We start from the raw sequence: 21,007 nt of genomic DNA, 5'->3' as shown, positions 1-21,007 counted from the left end.
GACTAGAGATTCAGTACATCCAAGCGCCCAAAGTCCGGCTCGGGCTCTGCACTCTGCACTACAGCCTGGCGCTTGCCCCCCAAACGCTTTCCTTCCTTGAAATCGTACAAATTCGGGTCAGCAAGATGAGAAGGCTCCACGTTACACACCGCACGGAACATGGTCTCAAGGCGCCCCGGATGCTGCTTGTCCCAGGTTTGCAGCATGTCTTTGATCACCTGACGCTGCAGATTTTCCTGAGAGCCGCACAGGTTGCAGGGAATAATGGGGTATTCGCGAAGCTCACCATACCGTGCGATGTCTTTTTCCCGGCAAAAAGCCAAAGGCCTGATCACAGTATTGCGGCCATCATCGCTATGCAGAACAGGCGGCATCGACTTTAGCTTGCCGCCGTAGAACATGTTCAGAAACAAGGTTTCCAGTATATCGTCCCGGTGATGGCCAAGGGCTATTTTTGTCACCCCATGCTCTTCGGCAAAGTTATAAAGAATTCCGCGGCGCAGGCGCGAACACAAACCACAGGTAGTCTTCCCTTCCGGGACTTTTTCCTTAACAATGCTATAGGTGTCTTTCTCAATGATGTGGTACTCGACCCCAAGCGCATCCAGATAGGCTGGGAGCACCTCTTCCGGAAAACCGGGCTGCTTTTGGTCGAGATTAACGGCAATGATTTCGAAGTTGACCGGAGCGCTCTTCTGAAGATTGAGCAGTATGTCCAGCATCGCGTAGGAATCTTTGCCTCCGGACAAGCAACACATAACTTTGTCGCCGGCCTCTATCATCGAATACTCAGCAATGGCCTGCCCGACCTCTCGGCGCAAGCGTTTCTGGAGTTTATTCAGCTCCACTTTGCGGAGGCGTTCTTGCTCGGAAGCCGGTTGGGGATCAGATTTGACAGACATTGCTTCAGACATCAGTTCTACGCTCACGAGGTAAGTGAGCCCGGAATTATACGCATGACAAACATTCAGGGACAGGACAGCAACATGGATATGTTGAACTCAAAGCCGGAAACTACGGGTAAACGCGCACTTAATCGGCTTCGTAACCGTCGAGCCATCCTGGTAGCCGCCAGAGATTGTTTTCAGGAAAACGGCTATGACAATACCTCTATTCGTGACATTGTGCGCAAGACGAGCCTAGCCTCGGGCACCTTCTACAACTACTTTTCGAGCAAACAAGATATTTTTGCCGCGTTGCTGACCGATTTTCTGGCCTCCCTTAACGACAATATGTCGAACCGCCGAAATTCAGCGAGCTCAACCAAAGAACTGATTTACTCCACCTACCACGCGCTCTATTTGGCCACCGCCAAAGATCCGATAATCTATGAATTGGCCCATCAGAACCAACGGGCGCTGAGGAATCTTTTTGGTTCTGACATCCTCGGCCTGACCCTGCTATCGCTGGAGCAGGATGTTCGCACCGCAATAGAGAGCGGACTCCTGCCTGAAACCGACCCGGAATATCTGTGTGCCACGTTCTTCGGGGTTGCCTATGACATGAGCCTGCTCGTAGCACGAAAGGCGCGAACCTGTCCGAACGGCATTCAAAATGAGGCGGAACGTGCCGCGAAGTTCTCCACCGACCTGTTCCTTGGCGGGTTACCTGCGCTCGGCACCCTTCCAAGCTAAAGCTGACTGACATACCATGCGAGCATGACAACTGACCCTACAGCCCGCCCAATCGACAGAAACACCCACGACGAGTTCAACGTGTTAAATCAACAGGTTGAGCATCTGATGATAGCGGCTGAGCACGAGCTTCGGGCAGCGGGGCCGTCAGGGCTTAGCGAACTGGCTTTGATCAAAACGCTTCAAAGTGAGCGTTGGCAAGTGATCGGGTCCGTCGATTTTAGCCGCACCGAACAACTCTACCCCGTACACTTTCTGCTGTTTCACGCACTGTATCGTCTCAATGACGAACTGTTCCCCGCGGGGGAACACATACAGCTATCGCCACTCCAGATTCGCCTTTGCCCGGCCAGTTCATCAGGCAATACCTCCTTGCCGGGGGCCAAAGATTCACTGCGGGAATTTTACATGGACCTGAAACAATACTATCTGTCCAACACTGAAATTGCTGACATGATGGATCGCTTCTGGACAGGTACAATAGTGCAAAAACCGAATAGCGCGTCGGTAGCCTCGGCTGCCGAGGTTCTCGGGTTTGAGTCAGTACCGCCAACCTTCGACACTGCCAAGCGTCGCTTCAGAAAGCTGATGATGAAAGTCCACCCCGATCGCGGTGGCAGTACTGTGCAAGTGCAGCACCTGAACGATGCGTTCGCAGTCCTGAAAGCGCACTATTCGTAACGTACCCCCTCGCGTCAATTGGAATGCCCTGCTCATGATCAATTTCAGAAAACTGATGTTCTTGCCCGCTCTGTCCTTGATGATGGCTCTTCCCTACACAGCCCAAGCCGACTTGGTGGTGCTTCAATATCACCATGTGGCCGACAGCACGCCACCGGCAACCAGCACATCACGCTCTCTTTTTGAGGCGCAGCTGCAAATGATTTCCGATTTGGGGCTAGACGTGGTCTCATTGGGGCCGGCAACTCGTGCGGCACTCTCCGGTAACGCGCCGCAAAGCAATCAAGTTGCGATTACCTTTGATGACGCCTACGAATCCGTCTACAACGTTGCGGCACCGATACTGGATCAACAACAGATACCCTATACCATCTTCGTAAACACCGACGCGGTTGGTGGTCAGGGTTATATGACCTGGGCAGAGCTAAAAGAACTGAGCAGTAAAGACTGGGTCACCATTGCCAACCACAGCGTAGACCACGGACACTTGGCGCGAAGACGCGGAGAAGCCGAAGCCGACTGGCACAAACGAACCAACCGCAGCCTCGACGTTGCCCAGAACACCTTGGAAAAGCAACTGGGGTTCAGGGAAAACCTATTCGCCTACCCTTACGGTGAATATGACGAAGCGCTTGAACAGAAGCTGGACGAGAGAGGTTGGCTGGGGTTTGGCCAGCAATCCGGAGCCATTGGGCGCCACTCTCACGACACAAGGCTCCCCCGATTTCCAATGGCCAATGCCTACGGCCAACTCAACAGCTTAAAGGACAAGCTGCTGAGCAAAGCCTTTCCCGTTGATGCCAGCCGTCTGCCAGATGGCGTTGTCTCCAACAACCCACCGTCGTTAACACTGAAGCTGGAGGCTCCGCTTTCAGCATCCCGGCTCACTTGTTTTGCCTCCGGCTTGGGCAGAATCAACTTCAGCGCTAATGCCGATACAGTAACCATTCAGGCACCAAAGGCCCTTAACGCACGCCGTTTCCGCTACAACTGCACTCACCCGGCCGGTGACGGCAGTTACTACTGGCTATCACAACCATGGCTGAATCTGGAGGCTCCGGAAGATTGACCAGACCTCAGTTTTCAAAGGTTGCGATACCCAGTTCGCCTGATTTGGTATGAGGAATAGCTTTGGGCCCGGAATCGGTGGAGATAACCGTCTGCGCGTTCGCGTCCTGGGATCGGGTAAAGACAACCAGCCACCGTTCGCCCTGGCCCGGGAACGCAGGAACCCAGGCTTCAAGATACCCTCGGCGGTGCCAGTTCTCCGGGGTATAGTCCATTACCAGATCGGTAACCACTCTCATCACCTGAAAATTCCGATCAAGAAAGGCCAGACTCGGAACAAAAACACCGCGGTGATCGTAAGCACGGAGCCGCATCACAAAGTCCGACTTCGCCACCGACAATGGCAAGGCAATTAACTGGTAAGGGGATTCACCAGAACTGAACCGATGGCGAGCGGCATATCCATCCATCTGCACCCCGAATTCACTCCCTTCGACCCAGTTTTGGTAGTTCTTGTTTGCCAAATCGTCACAGCAATACCGGACAAATTCGTCAAACTCACTGGTCGGCTTTTGCTCAATACCCAGTATCGCAAAAGCGTTCGGATCGTAACCATCCACGGGTTCCACTTCGCCCACGGATTGCGATGGCAGAAGGACCGAAGCAGGGGTTAGATTGATCGGACTGGACCGGGAACCGGCGTGCCGGTCCTTTAAATCGGGTGTGTAGTAGCTGACACGGACATTCCCCTCGGCATCGAGCCATGTGAAATACGGCTGCCTCTGGCCATCACGAACAAACCCTTTGTCTGCCAGCGCCTCACCATCCGGATAGTTTTCAGCGGTAAAATCACCATCGTTTGGTGGTGTGCTGGCCAGGAATGGGTCGTCGACCGCCGTGTCCTGAGGCTCAGCTGTTTTCGGGGTCTCTTTAGATGCCTCCGATTCAGGAATGCGGGTGTAACGTACCCGTCCCTGCTCATCCACCCAGGTAAAGTAACCTTCGCGCTCGGCAACCTGAGCCCCCCCACCGCCAAACTGGCAACCGGCAAGAACCGATACTGCTGCGAACAACAGAGATAACGTTTTTGCGCGAGCCCTTATCATTGGCAAACTCCGCAGTTGACTCAGAACTTGGTTCTGAAGCTTAGACCGGCCATAACAACCCGCAACGAGGTTTTGATATCCATACCAGCATAGGGGTTGTAGATGATGTTAGTTATATTGTCACAGTTTACGTTACAGCTGGAATCCGCCGGAATTGTCTCTATCGATTGCAAGTACGACAGATTCATGTCGATTTCAGTGTCTTTGTCCCAGCGGTAGCCCATGCCAATGCTGTACAGATTCGCACCACCGAAGGGCGCCATGATTGAGCGCTGGTCATCCGGAATGACTGAGTCTCGGATTTCCACTCCGGCCCTAAGATCCAGACGTGACGAGGCATGAAACTCCATGCCAAACGCCCAGTTCCACTGGCTTTTGAAACCAAGAGGAAGCTTCAAGGTGTTTGGTGTCGCATTATCGGGAGACAGAATTCTCGCTGCATTCAGGAATTCAAGATCCCGGTCGAAGCGCAGATTAAACGCGTCCCACTGGGCAAAATCGGTCCAGCCTATGTCTGCATTCAAGGTTAGTTTGGGGTGTACATCTACGCTGATTCCGGTTTGAAAGTGCTGCGGATACACAAGGTCCATCGACACGTTACCCGCCTCACGAGGTGCACCAGACGGCAGACTAAGGATGGCGGACGTGATCGCCCCCAGCACCGAGCCATTCAACCCCTGCCAAAACCCCGCCCAATCATCGGTGTACTGAATCTCGAACTGGCCTTTCAGGTTCATGTCGGCTTCGGAGGTATAGCTTGCGCCCCAACGGAACCAATCGGTGGGCTCCCACATCACACCCAAGGCATAGGTAGGCGAAATACTCTCCTGCATGTTCAGACTCAGAGCCCCGATATCGTCAAACGGCCCGATATTACCGCCACACAGTGCCAGCCAAGGCTGCAGGGGCTCATCGCCGCTTTCGCAGTTGAAGGCATCCTGCAGCACTTCAGCCACGCCCAGCAGCATGTTTGGCGCTCGCATGTACTGATCTGCCGCCAAACCAAAATGTGACAAATGGATACCGGCACCCACCGACCATTCATCGTTAATCTCGTAACCCACCGATGGCGAGAGGTAGGTCGTTCTTTGCAGCGCTGTTGCTTGAGGCTGGTATCGACCCGGATCTTCCTTGTCCCGGTAAAAACCCGCTGCCATTGGCATAAAAAAAGCGTTAGCAAAGGTCAGCTTCGACCCAGGCGATTTGATACTGATCCCCGCTGATGGCGCAACGGCCGGACCCGGTGGTAGGCGCAGAACACCGTATCCCGGTACGTAAAGAGCGACGTTGTTGCTATGACTGTGGCTATTAGCGACTGGGTCACGCTGCTTCCCTGTTAAGGGATCAGTCTCCAGCCCTTTAATACCAAATATCTCGTACTCTTCATCCGCGATGAAATCTGCATCAATATCCAGATAGATGCTAAGAATATTCACTTCCAACTGGCGGTCGTCCAGCTTCGTCAAACCGGCCGGGTTGTAGTGAATCGACATGATGCCTGGAGGATCAGCGGTCACGGCGTTGCCCAACGCGAGCGCTTTAGGGTGAATCGTCAGGTTTTGCGTCATCTGCGCCTGCGCACCACACGAAAGACCGGTCGCCACCAAGGCCGCCAAAACGTGCTGTTTGTAGCTAGGTTGTCCCATGGAATACATCCCCTTCCCTTAGAATATCTACCGCGCCAATCACTCTTTGAGGCCGGAGAAATTAATGGGCAGGGATACACCCAGGGAAAAGTCTGGTGCATCTTCGGTTAACCCAATGCCGAGACTGGTATTCACGATGGTCATGTCGCTGACACGCGTACCGAGCGACATGCTCAGGAACCCGGTCATCTGATCTTGTGCCGCGGCTTGGTCGCCGTTCGAGAACGTCAGGATGGTCTCGTCGCTGTAACTGACCTGAGCCGACACACTCAACGAAATATCGTACGACAATGAGTACGCGAAACCGGCCGAACCAGAGAGCCCGAAACCGGGTTCAACTTCGGTAAGCAAGCGGCCACCCCGCACTTGCTCCAGATCATCGGCAGTGATGTTGTATGTCGCACTCAGAGAACCAAAAACAACCACCGGATCCAAAACCTTCGACATACTCACACCACCACCAACGGAGTAGTAACCGCTGCCGGTGGAAAGCTGTTCCTTAATATCAATCTCGTAGGGGCTAACGCCGGTTTTGGTGCTTAAGGTGCCAAAAAACGTCGTCGACATTTTACCCGGCACGTACGCAAACGGCTGCCAGCGCCCGGTGAAGGAAATATCCCCCATGTCGTAAACGTTCAATTCATCTTCGGTGTCGTATTTGACCACCAGTGGAAGCCGGGCACCAATCGTTAAATTGTTCAGTAGTCCATAATCATACGAAAAGGAATTGGTGAAACTGTGTGTGGCGGAGGGCACCACATCCAGATTACGCACCGAGCCATTCGTAATAGCGAGATCAAGCCGCTGGTCGCCGGTATACGAATAATCAAAGGAGTAATTGAGTGAATGAGTACCCTTCTTCTGCAAGGAGTAGTTTTTTTCCGCCGCTTGGAACACTTCCTCCAACTGACGACTGGAATCCTCATCCCCATCCTGACGCGACAGCGCTTCCCGCGCCTGATCCACACTTCCCTCTTGGCTCAGCGCCATACCCGGAAGCAGACCCGCCGTGGAAACAAGGAAAAAGCCTCGCACTAACCAACGATTCATCCTGACTCCCTACTCTTATTGATTTTATTCCTGTCCCGGTGGTTAACCGGAAAATTAGTTACGACGGTAGTGAAGTTGTTTTCGAGTGTTTTCCACACTGCCGTCGGGATTATTTTTCTGACGTTCCAGCAGGTTCTGCAGCCTGCGCTCCGTGGCTTCATGAAAGGCCGGAAGTTGATGCTGAGCGAGCAGGGTCATGGTCTGGTCATCCACGAACCGGAGGTCTTCCTCTTTCAGCTCCAGATTGTCCAGAGGCTTATCACTCCCCGGAAATACAATGAACAGCACATTGTCGTCCCACTTCTCTTCAAATTGCGCCAAGGTAAACGAAATATTGCCTACGGCCGGATCGGCTAGGTACACCCGCCCATCCCGTATGGTTCGAAGAACAACAAAGTGTTTAAAACCGGCGTGCTGAATGGGAACGATAGCGGGATGGTCGAGCTCCATCAGGTCCTCGATACCGGCACGAAATCCGCCCGAAGGATAACCAAGAGCTGTCACCAGTTTTTTCATATCCAGCATGGAGAAAGCACGGCGCTCGACAATCCGCTCACTTTCGCCGTAATGAAGCAATCCCTCCATGACCTGGCGCTCTGAAAGCGTTCGTCCCAGATAATTATTCAACACGGTGGTGAGTGCTGCGCTGCCGCAACTGTAGTCGTAGGCTTGGCGAACGATGTTTCGGAAGGTTTGTTCGACCAACGGCTCAACGCGAACATCGGTGCGATGCTCTACGGGGCTGGAATTCACCTTGTGCTCAAGCACAACGGTGCCCCGATCAAACGGTTCTACTTCGGTAGCTTCCTGCACCATTGCGAACGTCAGGATAGACCCGGCCAACACCAGCAGCATTTTGGAAAGTCCCTGTTTTTATTAGGTATGCAACTTAGTGGTTACATCATGTAACGGTAAGATACCGAAATCGGGAGGGGCTTAAAGATAACTGTGCCTCAAATCTGCCGCTGCAGCGGAGGCCAGTCAGGGTGGGAGTGAGAACTGGTTCAAGAGCCGTCGATTCGATCCGGCCCGGGCGTCGACTAAAAGCTAAACGACTCGCCAAAGAAGGTAAGGGATAATGCGTATTGTCATACCAGTGTCATCAGGCGCCGGCGACGATAAAAAAATAACCTCTAAAGAAGATACCTTACAAACCGGAGTTGTACTTTATGAACACGGATCTACTCGAAAAAGCATCTCGCCTTAACGAAACACTGATCAACCAGTTTGGTAAAGCGGCTGAAATACAAATGGAAACGTTGCGCCGTTACGCCGACGTTGCGATGGATCAGGCCCAGCAGGCAGCCGAAGTGCGTAATCTGGATGATTTGAAAGCTCTAACCGCCAACCAAGCGGAAACGCTTAAATCACTGAATGACCAGCTCACCAATGACTGGAAAGCCTGGCAGAATTATTTCAGTGACACTCGCGAGCGCATGCAGAGCATTTTCGAGACTGAAACAAGCCAGCCATCAGCCGAACCAAAAGCACCGACAAAGACATCTGGCAGCAACAAGAACGCAGCCTGATTACCGTTAACGCAAATGAAGGCCGGAATGATCTGTTTCATTCCGGTTATTTGTTATCAAGCGAACGGAGGCCCCAATGCTTGGTATGGATTATTTCGGTAAGACGGCAAGCCAGCTTTTAAAAACTTTCGAACCACGAATTCGCGACAGTCAGCAGCAAATAGAAACGTTACTAGGTGACGCGGGTTTGATGGACTACGCCAAACTATCGACCCTGTCCGAAATGTCAGATGCGTATCGCGCAATGGCTGAGGACCTTCTGCTACACCCTCTCAGATTCGCCAGTGCCGAGATGGATCTCGCGAAGAAACACCTTGCTCTTGCCCGTTACACACTTAATCGTGTCCGCGGGAAAAAAGAAGCCCCTGTCGCCAAACCTGCCCCGGATGATCGACGTTTTCTTGCGGAGGACTGGCACAAACACCTGCCGTTCGATGTGTTACAGCAAGCCTACTTGATCAATTCCCAAGCGTTTCTGGACTGGGTGGAAAATATCGAAGGATTGCCAGCTCCCAGCCGGGATCAACTGATGTTTTATGCCCGCCAGTTAACCAGTGCACTTTCGCCCGCGAACTACCCGCTTAGCAACCCTGAAGTGCTGCGCATCACGTGGGAGCGTAAAGGCATGAATCTGATCGATGGTGCCCGTAACCTGGTCGAGGATATTCGCCAGAATCCGGCACTGTTCAACGTAGGGATGACCGATCGCACCGCATTCGAGATAGGCAAAAACCTGGCAGCAACGCCCGGCAAGGTGGTCTATCAAAACGAACTCATGCAGCTGATTCAGTACACCCCAACCACTGAAACCGTTGCCAAGCGACCAATCCTCATCGTTCCACCGTGGATCAACAAATTCTATATTCTGGACATGTCCGAGCAGAATTCTTTTATTCGCTGGCTCGTCGACCAGGGTCAAACCGTGTTTATTGTTTCGTGGCGAAACCCGGGCCCCGAGCATAAAAACCTGGGTTGGGATGACTATGTCGAGTCAGGCCCATTAGCTGCCATAGAGGCAGTGAAACAGGCCACCGGCGAAGATAAAATGAACGCCATCGGCTACTGCATCGGAGGCACGCTGCTGGGCACAACCATGGCCGTGCTGGCCAAGAAGAAACTCAAGCCGATTGTCAGCACCACCTATCTGACCACTCTGATGGACTTCTCCGACCCGGGCGGCATCGGTGTGTTCATCAACGACCATTCCCTGCGCGGTATCGAGCGTGCCATGGAGAAGAAAGGCTATCTTGATGGCCGGGCCATGGCGTTCACCTTCAACTTGCTGCGGGAGAATGACCTGTTCTGGTCGTACTGGACCAACAACTATTTGAAGGGCATAAAACCAAAAGCGTTCGACTTGCTGTATTGGAATCAGGATGGCACCAATCTGCCCTATCGCATGCACAGCTACTACCTGCGCGAAATGTACCTGAATAACCGCTTGGTTGAACCGAACGCAATGACCATCTGCGGTGAAGCAATCGACCTAAGGGAGATCAAGGTTCCGTCGTTCTTCCTGTCGGCGCGTCAGGATCACATCGCCAAATGGAAAGGTACCTACGAAGGTGCCAAAGTTTATGGTGGCGATGTGCGCTTTGTGGTTTCCGGGTCCGGCCATATCGCGGGAGTCATCAATCCCCCCTACAAGGAGAAATACGGCTACTGGACCAACAACACCCTGCCGGATAACCCGGATGACTGGTTTGACACCGCCGAAGCCCATAATGGCTCTTGGTGGCCACACTGGCGTGAGTGGATTAAGAAACACGAAGGCGCGCAGGTGCCCGCCCGGATACCCGGCAACGGGGAACTGAAGGCGATCGAGGACGCTCCCGGCAGCTACGTAAAAGTCAAAGCGGGAGACGTGGTTTAACCGAGAATATCGGCAACCCGCTCTTGCAGCCGCGGCAGCATCTCCTCCTCAAACCAGGGATTCCTCCGAAACCATAAGTTGTTTCGGGGGCTTGGGTGAGGTGTCGGTAACAGCCGCGGCCAATATTCACGCCATGCTCTTACGTTTTCGGTAACCGAGCGCCGGCTATCCGGCAAGTGCCAAGCGTGCGCGTACTGACCGATCACCAATGTTAATTCAACTCGCTTAAGCCGGGCCAGTAATGCCTCGCGCCAGGTATCCGCGCATTCTGGAATAGGTGGCAAATCCCCGGACTTTCCGGTGCCCGGAAAACAGAACCCCATCGGGAGAATGGCCATTCTGGTGTCATCGTAGAACGTCGCTCTATCTACTCCCATCCACCGGCGTAACCTGTCCCCGCTGGGATCGTTAAAGGGAATCCCCGTTTCGTGCACTTTTCTACCCGGCGCCTGACCCACAATAAGAATACGGGATGACTCGGAGAGCTGAACAACCGGCCTTGGCTCATGGGGCAACTTGTCACGGCATAAGGTACAAGCCCGCACTCGCATGACTAACTGTTCAAAACTGAGCTTATCGAGTTCCTGACTATCTGACACCACCATCAGTTCTCCCGGCTTTCATCCATCCAATTCACTAACCATGGCCTTCGGCTGCCCAAAAAACACTGGCACCTTGCTCCGGATTACTGACCCCTTGCCGCATCCACCCAAACAGTTCACGGCCGTAGTCCTGGCGCTGTCGAGTAAGGTCACGATTGGCTGACTCCCGCGCATTCAGGCGGGTACCATCCAGCAACACCGACAACTGCCCGTTAACGGCATCCAAACGAATGACATCACCGTTCTGAATTTTTGCCAGAGGCCCACCTTCCAAAGCTTCGGGATACACATGGATGGCGGCAGGAACCTTGCCCGAAGCACCCGACATACGGCCATCCGTCACCAGCCCAACCCGGAAGCCGCGATCCTGAAGAACACCCAGGTAAGGGGTTAACTTGTGAAGTTCCGGCATGCCATTGGCTCTCGGCCCCTGAAACCGGACAACGACGACGCAGTCCCGGTCAAGCTCTCCCGCCTCGAAAGCAGCCTTTAAGTCGTCCTGATCCTCGAACACAACCGCTGGTGCCTCTACACAGTGATGCTCCGCTGCAACCGCAGACACCTTAATAATGCCCCGGCCAAGATTACCGTCGAGGACCTTCAGCCCTCCGTCGGGCGCAAACGGCTGTTCAACCGAACTTAACACGCTTGGCTGCAAACTCTCATGAGCCGCCGGATGCCATTGCAGCCCCTGCCCGCCCATTTCCGGCATACGTGCATACTGGGCCAACCCGGGTCCCATAACGGTGTTGACGTCTTCGTGAAACAGCCCGGCGTTGAGTAATGCCTGAATCAGATAAGGCGTTCCACCCGCCTCATGGAAGGCATTGATATCTTCTTGCCCGTTCGGATAAATACGAGTCATAGACGGCACGATCGAAGAAAGCTCAGCGTAGTCGTTCCAATCGATCAGAATACCCGCGGCCCGGGCAATCGCGACCCAATGAATGGTGTGATTGGTCGAGCCTCCGGTAACCAGCAAGGCAACCAGAGCGTTCACGATCGACTTTTCATCGACCATATCTGCCAAACCGAGTTGACCGCCCTGGGGCTGAGACAAGCGAATCACCTGTTCAGTCGCGGCGCGTGTTAACGCATCACGCAGAGGCGTGTTCGGATGAACAAAAGCGGAACCGGGCAAATGCAGGCCCATCACCTCCACCAGCAGCTGGTTACTGTTAGCGGTTCCGTAAAAGGTACAGGTGCCCGGGCTATGGTAAGACTGGCTCTCGGCCTCAAGCAGTTCATCCTGCCCGATCTTACCTTCGGCAAATAACTGACGAACCCGCTGTTTCTCTTTATTGGGCAACCCGGAAGGCATCGGCCCGGACGGTATCAAGACCGCGGGCAAATGGCCAAAGCTCAACGCACCAATAAGCAGGCCTGGCACAATTTTGTCACATATACCCAGTAAGGTGACGGCATCGAACATGTTGTGGCTTAAAGCCACCGCCGTACTCATAGCAATGGTGTCGCGTGAAAACAGGCTCAAATCCATACCGGGCTGCCCTTGGGTAACCCCGTCACACATCGCCGGCGTACCACCGGCAAACTGCGCAACAGAGCCCATGCCATGCGCCGCTTCGCGAATAATGTCCGGAAAACGTTGATAGGGTTGATGCGCAGAAAGCATGTCGTTGTAAGCCGAGACAATCGCCACATTGGCCCGGTTCATCAGCTTGAGCTGATCTTTATCGCCGGGCTGGCACGCGGCAAAACCGTGAGCCAGATTACTGCAAGACAAGGTCCCGCGCTGAGGCCCCTGCTCCCTCAGAGCCCGCATTCTGGCCAGATACGCCTGCCGTGTTGCCCGGCTTCGTTCGATAATCCGGCTGGTAACCTTGGAAACAACAGGCTGCATGGTATGACTCCCAAATCGTTAAACACACGACGTAAGTGTACTTCCTTAAAGACTCTTGTTCAGATTCAATTAACCATACTCATTACACTCTCCGTTTTCGACACATCAAAAGGACACGCTCTATGCTCCGGCGCACAAAAATCGTAGCCACTCTTGGTCCCGCCACTGACAGCAAAGAAGCGCTGGCTGGCATCATTGCGGCCGGCGTGGATGTCACTCGCCTGAACTTTTCTCACGGCAGTGCGCAGGAACACATCGAGCGGGCGAAAAATGTGCGTGAAACCGCCGCGGCACAAGGTCGCTTCGTTGCTTTGCTGGCCGATCTTCAAGGGCCCAAACTCAGAATTGCACGCTTCAGCAACAACAAAGTCACGCTCAAGCCCGGTCAAACATTTGTGCTTGATGCCACAATGGATAAAGACGCAGGCACGGAATCGTCCGTAGGTATCGATTACGAAGAGCTGATCAACGATGTCACTCCCGGTGACATTCTGGTGCTGGACGATGGCCGTATCGAGATGGAAGTGACCGCCGTCGATGACCACAGCATCACATCCACGGTTCTTATCGGCGGCCCGTTGTCCAACAACAAAGGACTAAACAAACGGGGCGGCGGGCTATCCGCTGACGCACTTACGGAAAAAGACAAACAAGACATCGTAACCGCCGCGAGCCTGGGTGCGGATTACGTTGCCGTTTCTTTCGTGCGCACCGAAGAAGACATGCACATCGCTCGCCGACTTTTAAAAGAAGCCGGCTCAGATGCTGGCTTGGTGGCGAAGATCGAACGCGCAGAACTGGCTCACGACACCGAAGCTTTAGATGCTGTCATCAAGGCATCGGATGCCGTTATGGTCGCCCGCGGTGATCTAGCCGTGGAAATCGGCGATGCGGAATTAGTAGCGGTTCAGAAGCACATTATTGCCCGAGCCCGCGTACTAGACCGTGTCGTTATTACGGCCACCCAGATGATGGAGTCCATGATTACCAACCCCATGCCAACGCGTGCTGAAGTCTCCGACGTGGCCAACGCGGTGATGGACTACACCGATGCGGTGATGCTGTCAGCCGAAACTGCAGTGGGTGACTACCCTACTGAGGCTGTTGAGGCCATGGTGAGAATCTGTAAAGGTGCCGAGCGCCATCCGTCGATGCGTCAGTCAAAGCACCGCATTAACGAGAGCATGGAAGCCGTTGATGAAGCTATTGCCTTATCCGCCATGTACGCGGCAAACCATTTGCAAGGCGTGACGGCGATTATCTGCCTGACGGAAACCGGCTCGACACCGCGCCTGATGTCGCGCATCAAATCAGCCCTACCCATCTTTGCGTTCTCTCGGCACCATTCGACCCAACACAAAGTAGCGCTTTACCGCGGTGTCCAAACGGTTCCATTTGATTCGGCTAATCACGAGAAAGAACAGGTGAAGAACCTGGCACTGGATGAGTTAGCCAAACGTGACTACGTCAAACAGGGTGACCTGGTGGTCATTACAAACGGTGATTTTGTGAATGCTCATGGCGGCACCAATACCATGAAAATCGTTCAGGTCGGCGCCAACATCCACTGATCTGATAGCTACCTTTGTTGCCTGGCATCAAGAAGACTGGCGCGCGCGATGTCCGTAATCGCGGCCCAGTCTTTTGCCACGATTTTGTCCGCCGGTGTCAGCCAGCTACCACCTACGGCGGCAACATTCTTCAGTGTCAGGTAGTCAGCCGCCGTATGCTGCTGAATGCCACCCGTGGGGCAAAACTGAACGTCGGGAAACGGCCCGGCCAAAGCTTTTAGCGCTGCCACTCCGCCGGACACTTCCGCAGGAAAGAATTTAAAATGGCGATAGCCGTGAATATGCCCCATCATCAGTTCTGAAGCCGTTGAAATACCCGGTAACAAAGGCGCTTCCGAGGTTACCCCGAACTCCAGAACCGCTTCGGTAACGCCAGGAGTGATTACGAACTGGGCACCGGCCAGCTCAACCTCGCGATATTGTGAAATGCTGGTCACAGATCCGGCACCTACCAGTGCATCCGGCAGCGCCTTGCGAACTTCCCGGATAGCCGCCACACCAAACTCCGTGCGCAGAGTGATCTCAAGAACGCCAAGCCCACCGTCATACAACGCTTTGCATAAAGGTACTGCATCGGCCAAACGATCAATGGTGATCACCGGTATCAGCGGCGACCGGGTCAATACCTTCTCAATTTCCAGCTTATGGTCGTTCGAAAGTTTTGGCATCACGGGCTCCAGTAAACGTGCAATCCGGCTTGCAGAAAAGCCCGAATAGGCATCGCCGACCAATCGTCCGGCGCTTCAACGGCTCGAGCCAAAGTGGTGATTTTATCTTGTCCTTTCAGATGAAGTGCTTTAAAACGGGCTTGCACCAGCACTGGCAGTGTCAGGGTTACTCGCTGGTGCACCTGTGAAGGCGGTGTCATCACCATGACTCGCTGGCCCTCAGAAGGCTTCATAGCTCGCGCCAACTCCGGCGCATCCGGGAACAGCGATGCCGTATGCCCGTCGCTTCCCATACCCAGAACCAGCACATCCACCGGCAAGGTTAGCTCTGCGGCATCCGCCTCCAGCTCCGATACAGCATCAACGGCGTCTTTGTTCGAAACGTTAAATAATACGTAGCGGGCCTTGGCAGCAGCACCTTGCAACAATTCGTTTTTAACCAATGCCGTATTGCTGGCGGGTTCGCTTTCCGGCACCCAGCGTTCGTCAGCCAACGCGACTTTTACCCTTTCCCACTCCAAAGGTTTGTCCCGTAACACGCGAAAAAATGGCAGCGGTGTTGATCCTCCTGAAACCACCAGAGTCGCCGTGGGCCCTTCGGCTAGGCGACGGCGCAAACACTCAGCGACACGCTCCGCGAGCATTTGCGCAATGGCCTCCGGCGACTGCGCCGAATGTACCTTCACTCCCTCCGGCAGTTGCAGTTCAGGCATCTTCATACCAACTCCTTCCGTCTCGAGTGATCAACGCGATAGACGCCACGGGCCCCCATGTACCCGCGGCGTAGCGTTTTGGCGGTTCGCCCAAATCACGCCAGTTTTGAATAATATGATCCACCCAACGCCAGGCATGTTCCACTTCATCACGCCGTACGAACAGGTACTGGCTGCCCCGCATGACTTCCCACAACAACCGCTCGTAAGCATCCGGGATGCGTTCTGCACCAAAGGTTTCCGAAAACGTCAGTTCCAGCGGCCCTTGCCGCAACCGCATCCCCTTATCCAAACCGTGTTCTTTGGTAAGAATCTTGAGCGCCATACCTTCGTCGGGCTGAAGCCGAATAATGAGTTTGTTGTTCGCCAAATGCTTCTGATCAGGATCAAAGATATAGTGAGGAGCCGGTTTGAAGTGAATAATAATCTGAGCCATTTTTTCAGGCATGCGTTTGCCGGTGCGGATATAGAACGGCACGCCCGACCAACGCCAATTGTCGATTTCAACTTTCAGCGCAACAAAGGTTTCCGTCAGGCTGGTTTTGTCCGCGCCCTCTTCCTCCAGATAACCCGGCACTACCTTGCCATGACTGGCGCCCGCCGCGTACTGACCGCGCACCACGTATTGCTCCATCATCTCAGGTGAAATCCGCTTGAGCGCTTTCAGGATTTTCACCTTCTCGTCACGAATACTGTCAGCCGACAAATCCGCAGGCGGGTCCATGGCGATCAGGCAGAGCAGCTGCAACAAGTGGTTCTGAATCATATCCCGAACCTGCCCTGCTTTATCAAAATACCCCCATCGCCCGTCGATGCCCGTACTTTCAGCCACCGTAATCTCAACGTGGGAAATATGGTTTTGGTCCCACTGTGACGCAAACAGATTGTTCGCAAAACGCAAGGCAATCAGATTCTGTACCGTCTCTTTGCCTAGATAATGGTCTATACGAAACAGTTGGCTCTCGTCATACACCTCGGCTAATGCATCATTGATCACTTTAGATGATGCCAGGTCCTGCCCAATGGGCTTTTCCACCACAACACGGGTTCTGTCTGTGCAACAGCTTTGATCTTTCAAATTGCGCGCGATCACGCCGTACATAGACGGCGGCGTTGCCATGTAAACAATCAGCTGATTATCGGTGTTTCGCCAACGGTTTAAATCGGCGAAACCAGCAGTATCGGTGAAATCAAGCACCTGATAATCCACACGTGCCACAAACCGTTCGGCAATCGCCTGTTCAAATTCTTGGCTGGCAAGCTCTGCCTTCAGGTTTGAAGCCAGCTCTTCTCTCATTCGGGCAACACTGATATCACGACGGGCGATTGCCAGAATCCGACTGTTATCGGCCAACAATCCGGCTCGATCAAGCTGATAGAGTGCAGGAAAGAGTTTCTTCCGGGCTAGGTTCCCCATAGCCCCGAAAAGCATAAGATCACACGAGGCTGGCAGCGGCTCAGACATTCAACTCCCCATCTTGAAGGCACGTCATTGTCGTAAATTTAGCTAAATAATGACATCGCCTATTGCGGAATCCAAGGCGCAAAGCCATACATGACGTTTTTACTACTCAGATTTCATTTCAAGGCAGGTATAATGGCCAATCACCACAATTATTGCGTGCAGACAGGGAGCATTCCGTATGGCAGTCAGTGCGGTCCGTAGAGAAGAGAACTTGCTGGAAGAAATCCAGAGCCGCCTGGAAAACCTCAACAAATCCGAGCGCAAAGTCGCTGGTGCGATCCTTCGCGACCCCAGCGCCGCCACCCGTTACAGTATTGCGGCCCTGGCCCGGGCGGCAGATGTCAGCGAACCCACGGTCAACCGCTTTTGCCGCGGCTTCTCAGCCACCGGGTTCCCTGATTTCAAAATACGATTGGCTCAGAGTATCGCCACTGGCACCCCCTATGTAGGCGAGAACATCAAGCCTGATGACAACGCGGCCGAGTATTCGGACAAAATCATGCTTAGCACCATCGCCAGCCTCGATAAAGCCAGACAGGCGCTAGACCCCGAATCCATCGCAACGGTCGTGGATTACCTGATTCAGGCAAAACAGATTATCTTCTTCGGCATGGGCGGCTCTGCTTCGGTTGCGATGGATGCACAACATAAATTTTTCCGGTTTAACACGCCGGTGTCGGCCTACGAAGATGCTCTGATGCAGCGAATGATTGCTGCGGGAGCGGGTGTGGGCGATACCATTGTGGTGATTTCCTATACTGGCCGAACCCGGGAGTCGGTCGAGTCAGCCGAACTGGCCCGCAGCAATGGTGCGACAGTAATCGGAATCACCAATCCTGATTCGCCCTTGGCCGAGGTGTGCACCACCGTTCTCGGGGTGACATCGCCGGAAGACACTGAAGTGTATATGCCCATGTCTTCTCGCATTATCCATTTGACCGTGATCGACATCCTTGCGACCGGTGTTACCTTGAAGCGGGGCCCTGATTTCCTCAATCATCTTAAGAAAGTGAAAGAGAGCCTGAAAGCCACACGCTTTCCGCTCGCTCCCAACGCATAAAAAAAGGGTGCCGAAGCACCCTTTTTCCTGAACGAGTTCGATTAGTTGCGCTCGATCTCGGCGGTTTCTCTCAGATACTGCTGATACACCCCATATTCGCGCTGACCTTCCAGTTGAGTCAGGAATTGCTGAACTTGCTGGAACTCGGGGTCCTCCCGATCAACGTCACCTTCGTTGACCGCATCAAGCGCGATGATATGCGCTTCCGCCAGTCCTACAACAGCATCCACCGATGGCTGCTCGCCATCAGGGCGCGGCATGGTGAACGCCTTGCGCAATACCAGCTGGCTCAGATCACCGGCAGCGCCACGGCCCTGGGCTTCAAACTGCTTCCAGCGGCCTTCCGCTACACTTTCCCCGGATTCAACATCAGCCACCAGTTCGTTCGCTTTCGCTTGCAGCGCTTCTCGAGTGGCCATTACTTCAAGGGTCGCTTCAATGTCGTCGCGCACCTCGGCCAATTCAAGCTGACGGGCTTCATGGTGGGTTTTAACTCGCGCTACAACGGATACATTGTCGCCCACGTCGATCAGCTCGGTGTTGTACCCGTCCTCCAAGACATCTTCAGAGAACAACTGGCGCACCAGCCCGGAATGATCAAAGGGCGCAGCACCTCCGTCACGGGTAACATTCTGTACCTCACGCAGCTCCAGCCCCAATTCGCTGGCCGGCCCCGCGAGGTCATCCGCTGCATAAGCCGCATCCGCCAGTTCTGCACGAACCTCAACATAGCGCTCTTCCGCTTTCGCCCGAGCCAATTCGTTACGCAGCTGTCCTTCCAACTCCTCGAACGAAGGTACGTCGGAACGACGAACATCGTTCAGGCGAATCAAATGAATACCAAAACTGGTTTCGACGGGTTCAGAAATCTCACCCTTTTGCAGTGCAAACAATGCCTCTTCAAAGGCTTCGTCGTATACGCCGCGGCCGGCGTAACCCAAGTCACCCCCGTCACGACCAGAGACGGTATCGACCGAAAACTCTTTAGCAAGTTCGCCGAAGGACTCGCCAGCATCCAATCGAGACTGAATGGTCGCCAGGGTTTCTTCCGATTCAGCGCCTGCTTCAATCAGGATATGCGCCGCCTTACGCTCTTCCCGAGCGAACTGCTCCGCCTGTGAGTCATACTCGGCGCGCAACTCTTCTTCACTCACGTCAACGGTTTCTGCCAACGTCGCCTGAGACAGCGTCAGGTATACGGCATCAACGTTTTCCGGCTCCTGGAATTGAGCCTTATTCTCGTCGTAGTAGGCTTCAACCTCTTCATCCGTCACAGACACCTGATCAACAACTTCGTCTTTGGACAACGACAGTACACGGAAATCCCGGGTCTGGTTTTGAATCGCCAAGAGCTGAGCCGCGCTTTCAGGCGCTGCCAATGCAGTTTGAGCAATCGCCGCGCGAATCTGGTTGGTCACATAGCTTTTGTGCATGCTGGCGCGGAATTCGGCAACGCCCATGCCCAGATTACGAACGGTCGCCGCGAATCTTTCAGGGCTGTATTTGCCGTCCACCTGAAACTGTGGCATCTGAGTGATCAAGGCATCGATGTCGGCATCGGATAGCTCTAGCCCCTGATTTTGCGCATCTTGGGTCAGGACAGCCTCTTGAATAAGCGATTCCAGAACGTCCGTACGCAGCTGATCTTCATCGATCAAGGACGGATCCGGATTTTCCATTTGCATCAGGCGCTGTTGGGTTTCCAGCTGAACGGTCCGGAGAAACTCCCGTTCGGTGATGTCGGTGCCATTCACCGTAGCCACTTCGGGCTCACCGGAAAAACCGCCAATAATGGCATCCATTCCCCAGATGGAAAGGGAAACAATCAAAAGGCCAACGATTACCTTGGCGATGGTACTCTGGGCGTTATCCCGAATATCTTGAAGCATGTTAGTTCTGAATCCCTGTTCAAGGTCGTGCTGGTGATTATTGTGTGAGCTGTAGCCCCGGCTGCCTTTAACGTAAAAAGGCGCACCCTGATCGGAATGCGCCTTGAATTCTTATGGCAACTCCCGCCAGCGGAAGCTGCCAGAGAAAGAGCTATTACTTAACAGCGTCTTTCAGGGCCTTGCCTGCCTTGAATCCAGGCACTTTAGAGGCCGGAATTTTGATCTCAGCGCCAGTCTGCGGGTTGCGACCGGTACGAGCGGCACGCTCTTTCACAGAGAAGGTACCAAAGCCAATCAGAGTAACCTGATCGTCATTCTTCAGAGCACCAGTGATGGTGTTTGTCATAGCATCCAGCGCACGGCCAGCTGCAGCTTTGGAAATATCTGCGGATTCTGCAATTGCATCAATCAGTTCGGACTTGTTCACACTAAACCCCTTCGATGTCAGGTTGAAGATGTTATAGGTTGGTTTGTTTTTCGCGGACGCTCACGACTATCGCATAAGCGGTCGGAGAATTCCATTCTTCACTATTATTATTCCTTGCGGCGATTAACCGGTGTTTGGAATAGGCACATACTGCGCGGGAGCCCTTGGTATTGGCTGCTTCACGGCGAAACAGTTATACCAATGGGCTCTCCGGCATGTCAACA

Annotated in this window: 19 protein-coding genes; 7 read left to right on the top strand and 12 right to left on the bottom strand. The window is 53.7% G+C overall.

What is annotated here, in order from left to right:
* Positions 1–2 precede the first annotated feature (2 nt).
* Positions 3–914, bottom strand: a complete 912-nt coding sequence (ttcA, locus tag MWU64_RS03490) for a tRNA 2-thiocytidine(32) synthetase TtcA (protein ID WP_247061013.1) — start codon at positions 912–914, stop codon at positions 3–5.
* A gap of 42 nt (positions 915–956) precedes the next feature.
* Here ttcA and MWU64_RS03485 point away from each other — a divergent pair, with 42 nt between their 5' ends.
* From MWU64_RS03485 to MWU64_RS03475, 3 genes are all read left to right on the top strand, one after another.
* On the top strand, positions 957–1,634 hold the full coding sequence (locus tag MWU64_RS03485) for a TetR/AcrR family transcriptional regulator (RefSeq protein ID WP_247061011.1): 678 nt from the start codon (positions 957–959) through the stop codon (positions 1,632–1,634).
* A gap of 81 nt (positions 1,635–1,715) precedes the next feature.
* Positions 1,716–2,315 (top strand): DNA-J related domain-containing protein, encoded by a 600-nt coding sequence (locus MWU64_RS03480; protein ID WP_247061009.1) that lies wholly within the window; start codon positions 1,716–1,718, stop codon positions 2,313–2,315.
* Between the two features lie 34 nt (positions 2,316–2,349).
* Positions 2,350–3,384 carry a polysaccharide deacetylase family protein gene (locus MWU64_RS03475; protein ID WP_247061007.1) on the top strand — a complete coding sequence of 345 codons (1,035 nt, stop codon included), beginning with the start codon at positions 2,350–2,352 and terminating at the stop codon, positions 3,382–3,384.
* Between the two features lie 7 nt (positions 3,385–3,391).
* On the opposite strand, the gene MWU64_RS03470 is transcribed toward MWU64_RS03475, so the two are convergent.
* Genes MWU64_RS03470 through MWU64_RS03455 form a run of 4 tightly spaced genes read right to left on the bottom strand, consistent with a single transcriptional unit; the run spans position 3,392 to position 7,980 of the window.
* Positions 3,392–4,429, bottom strand: coding sequence for a MalM family protein (locus tag MWU64_RS03470; RefSeq protein ID WP_247061005.1), 1,038 nt, complete (start codon positions 4,427–4,429; stop codon positions 3,392–3,394).
* A gap of 20 nt (positions 4,430–4,449) precedes the next feature.
* A complete protein-coding gene (locus MWU64_RS03465) occupies positions 4,450–6,075 on the bottom strand; it encodes an outer membrane protein transport protein (protein ID WP_247061003.1) in 1,626 nt (541 codons plus the stop codon).
* Positions 6,076–6,114: 39 nt separating this feature from the next.
* Positions 6,115–7,125 carry a transporter gene (locus MWU64_RS03460; RefSeq protein WP_247061001.1) on the bottom strand — a complete coding sequence of 337 codons (1,011 nt, stop codon included), beginning with the start codon at positions 7,123–7,125 and terminating at the stop codon, positions 6,115–6,117.
* A 54-nt stretch (positions 7,126–7,179) separates the two neighbouring features.
* Positions 7,180–7,980, bottom strand: coding sequence for a C39 family peptidase (locus MWU64_RS03455; RefSeq protein WP_247060999.1), 801 nt, complete (start codon positions 7,978–7,980; stop codon positions 7,180–7,182).
* Between the two features lie 314 nt (positions 7,981–8,294).
* Between MWU64_RS03455 and MWU64_RS03450 the strand changes: the two genes are divergently transcribed.
* A complete protein-coding gene (locus MWU64_RS03450; RefSeq protein WP_247060997.1) occupies positions 8,295–8,654 on the top strand; it encodes a phasin family protein in 360 nt (119 codons plus the stop codon).
* Between the two features lie 76 nt (positions 8,655–8,730).
* Positions 8,731–10,527, top strand: coding sequence for a class I poly(R)-hydroxyalkanoic acid synthase (gene phaC / locus MWU64_RS03445; RefSeq protein WP_247060995.1), 1,797 nt, complete (start codon positions 8,731–8,733; stop codon positions 10,525–10,527).
* Here the strand turns inward: phaC and MWU64_RS03440 are convergent.
* Both MWU64_RS03440 and edd read right to left on the bottom strand, forming a co-directional pair.
* Positions 10,524–11,132 carry a uracil-DNA glycosylase family protein gene (locus tag MWU64_RS03440; RefSeq protein WP_247060993.1) on the bottom strand — a complete coding sequence of 203 codons (609 nt, stop codon included), beginning with the start codon at positions 11,130–11,132 and terminating at the stop codon, positions 10,524–10,526. The two genes, phaC and MWU64_RS03440, sit on opposite strands and share 4 nt — an antisense overlap.
* 31 nt (positions 11,133–11,163) lie before the next feature.
* The gene (gene edd, locus MWU64_RS03435) at positions 11,164–12,990 is read right to left on the bottom strand and encodes a phosphogluconate dehydratase (protein ID WP_247060992.1); all 1,827 of its coding nucleotides are present in this window, start codon (positions 12,988–12,990) and stop codon (positions 11,164–11,166) included.
* Positions 12,991–13,112: 122 nt separating this feature from the next.
* Between edd and pyk the strand changes: the two genes are divergently transcribed.
* Positions 13,113–14,561, top strand: coding sequence for a pyruvate kinase (pyk, locus tag MWU64_RS03430; protein ID WP_247060990.1), 1,449 nt, complete (start codon positions 13,113–13,115; stop codon positions 14,559–14,561).
* A gap of 8 nt (positions 14,562–14,569) precedes the next feature.
* Here pyk and MWU64_RS03425 read toward each other — a convergent pair whose 3' ends face one another.
* From MWU64_RS03425 to zwf, 3 genes are read right to left on the bottom strand one after another with little or no spacing between them, the layout of a single operon-like run.
* On the bottom strand, positions 14,570–15,229 hold the full coding sequence (locus MWU64_RS03425) for a bifunctional 4-hydroxy-2-oxoglutarate aldolase/2-dehydro-3-deoxy-phosphogluconate aldolase (RefSeq protein WP_247060988.1): 660 nt from the start codon (positions 15,227–15,229) through the stop codon (positions 14,570–14,572).
* Positions 15,229–15,948, bottom strand: coding sequence for a 6-phosphogluconolactonase (gene pgl, locus MWU64_RS03420; protein ID WP_348645541.1), 720 nt, complete (start codon positions 15,946–15,948; stop codon positions 15,229–15,231). Before pgl ends, MWU64_RS03425 begins: the two co-directional genes overlap by 1 nt.
* A complete protein-coding gene (gene zwf / locus MWU64_RS03415) occupies positions 15,935–17,407 on the bottom strand; it encodes a glucose-6-phosphate dehydrogenase (protein WP_247060986.1) in 1,473 nt (490 codons plus the stop codon). Before zwf ends, pgl begins: the two co-directional genes overlap by 14 nt.
* Before the next feature lie 178 nt (positions 17,408–17,585).
* Here zwf and hexR point away from each other — a divergent pair, with 178 nt between their 5' ends.
* The gene (gene hexR, locus MWU64_RS03410) at positions 17,586–18,467 is read left to right on the top strand and encodes a transcriptional regulator HexR (RefSeq protein ID WP_247060984.1); all 882 of its coding nucleotides are present in this window, start codon (positions 17,586–17,588) and stop codon (positions 18,465–18,467) included.
* A 41-nt stretch (positions 18,468–18,508) separates the two neighbouring features.
* Here the strand turns inward: hexR and MWU64_RS03405 are convergent, their stop codons facing one another.
* Positions 18,509–20,356, bottom strand: coding sequence for a SurA N-terminal domain-containing protein (locus MWU64_RS03405; protein WP_247060982.1), 1,848 nt, complete (start codon positions 20,354–20,356; stop codon positions 18,509–18,511).
* A 154-nt stretch (positions 20,357–20,510) separates the two neighbouring features.
* Complete coding sequence (locus MWU64_RS03400; protein ID WP_114333466.1) at positions 20,511–20,783, bottom strand: HU family DNA-binding protein; 273 nt, start codon at positions 20,781–20,783, stop codon at positions 20,511–20,513.
* Positions 20,784–21,007: the final 224 nt, after the last annotated feature.

Origin of the sequence: Marinobacter sp. S0848L (assembly GCF_023016065.1) — a bacterium.
In the GTDB taxonomy this organism is placed as follows: Bacteria; Pseudomonadota; Gammaproteobacteria; order Pseudomonadales; family Oleiphilaceae; genus Marinobacter.
This window is presented reverse-complemented; position numbering and strand designations above follow the sequence as displayed.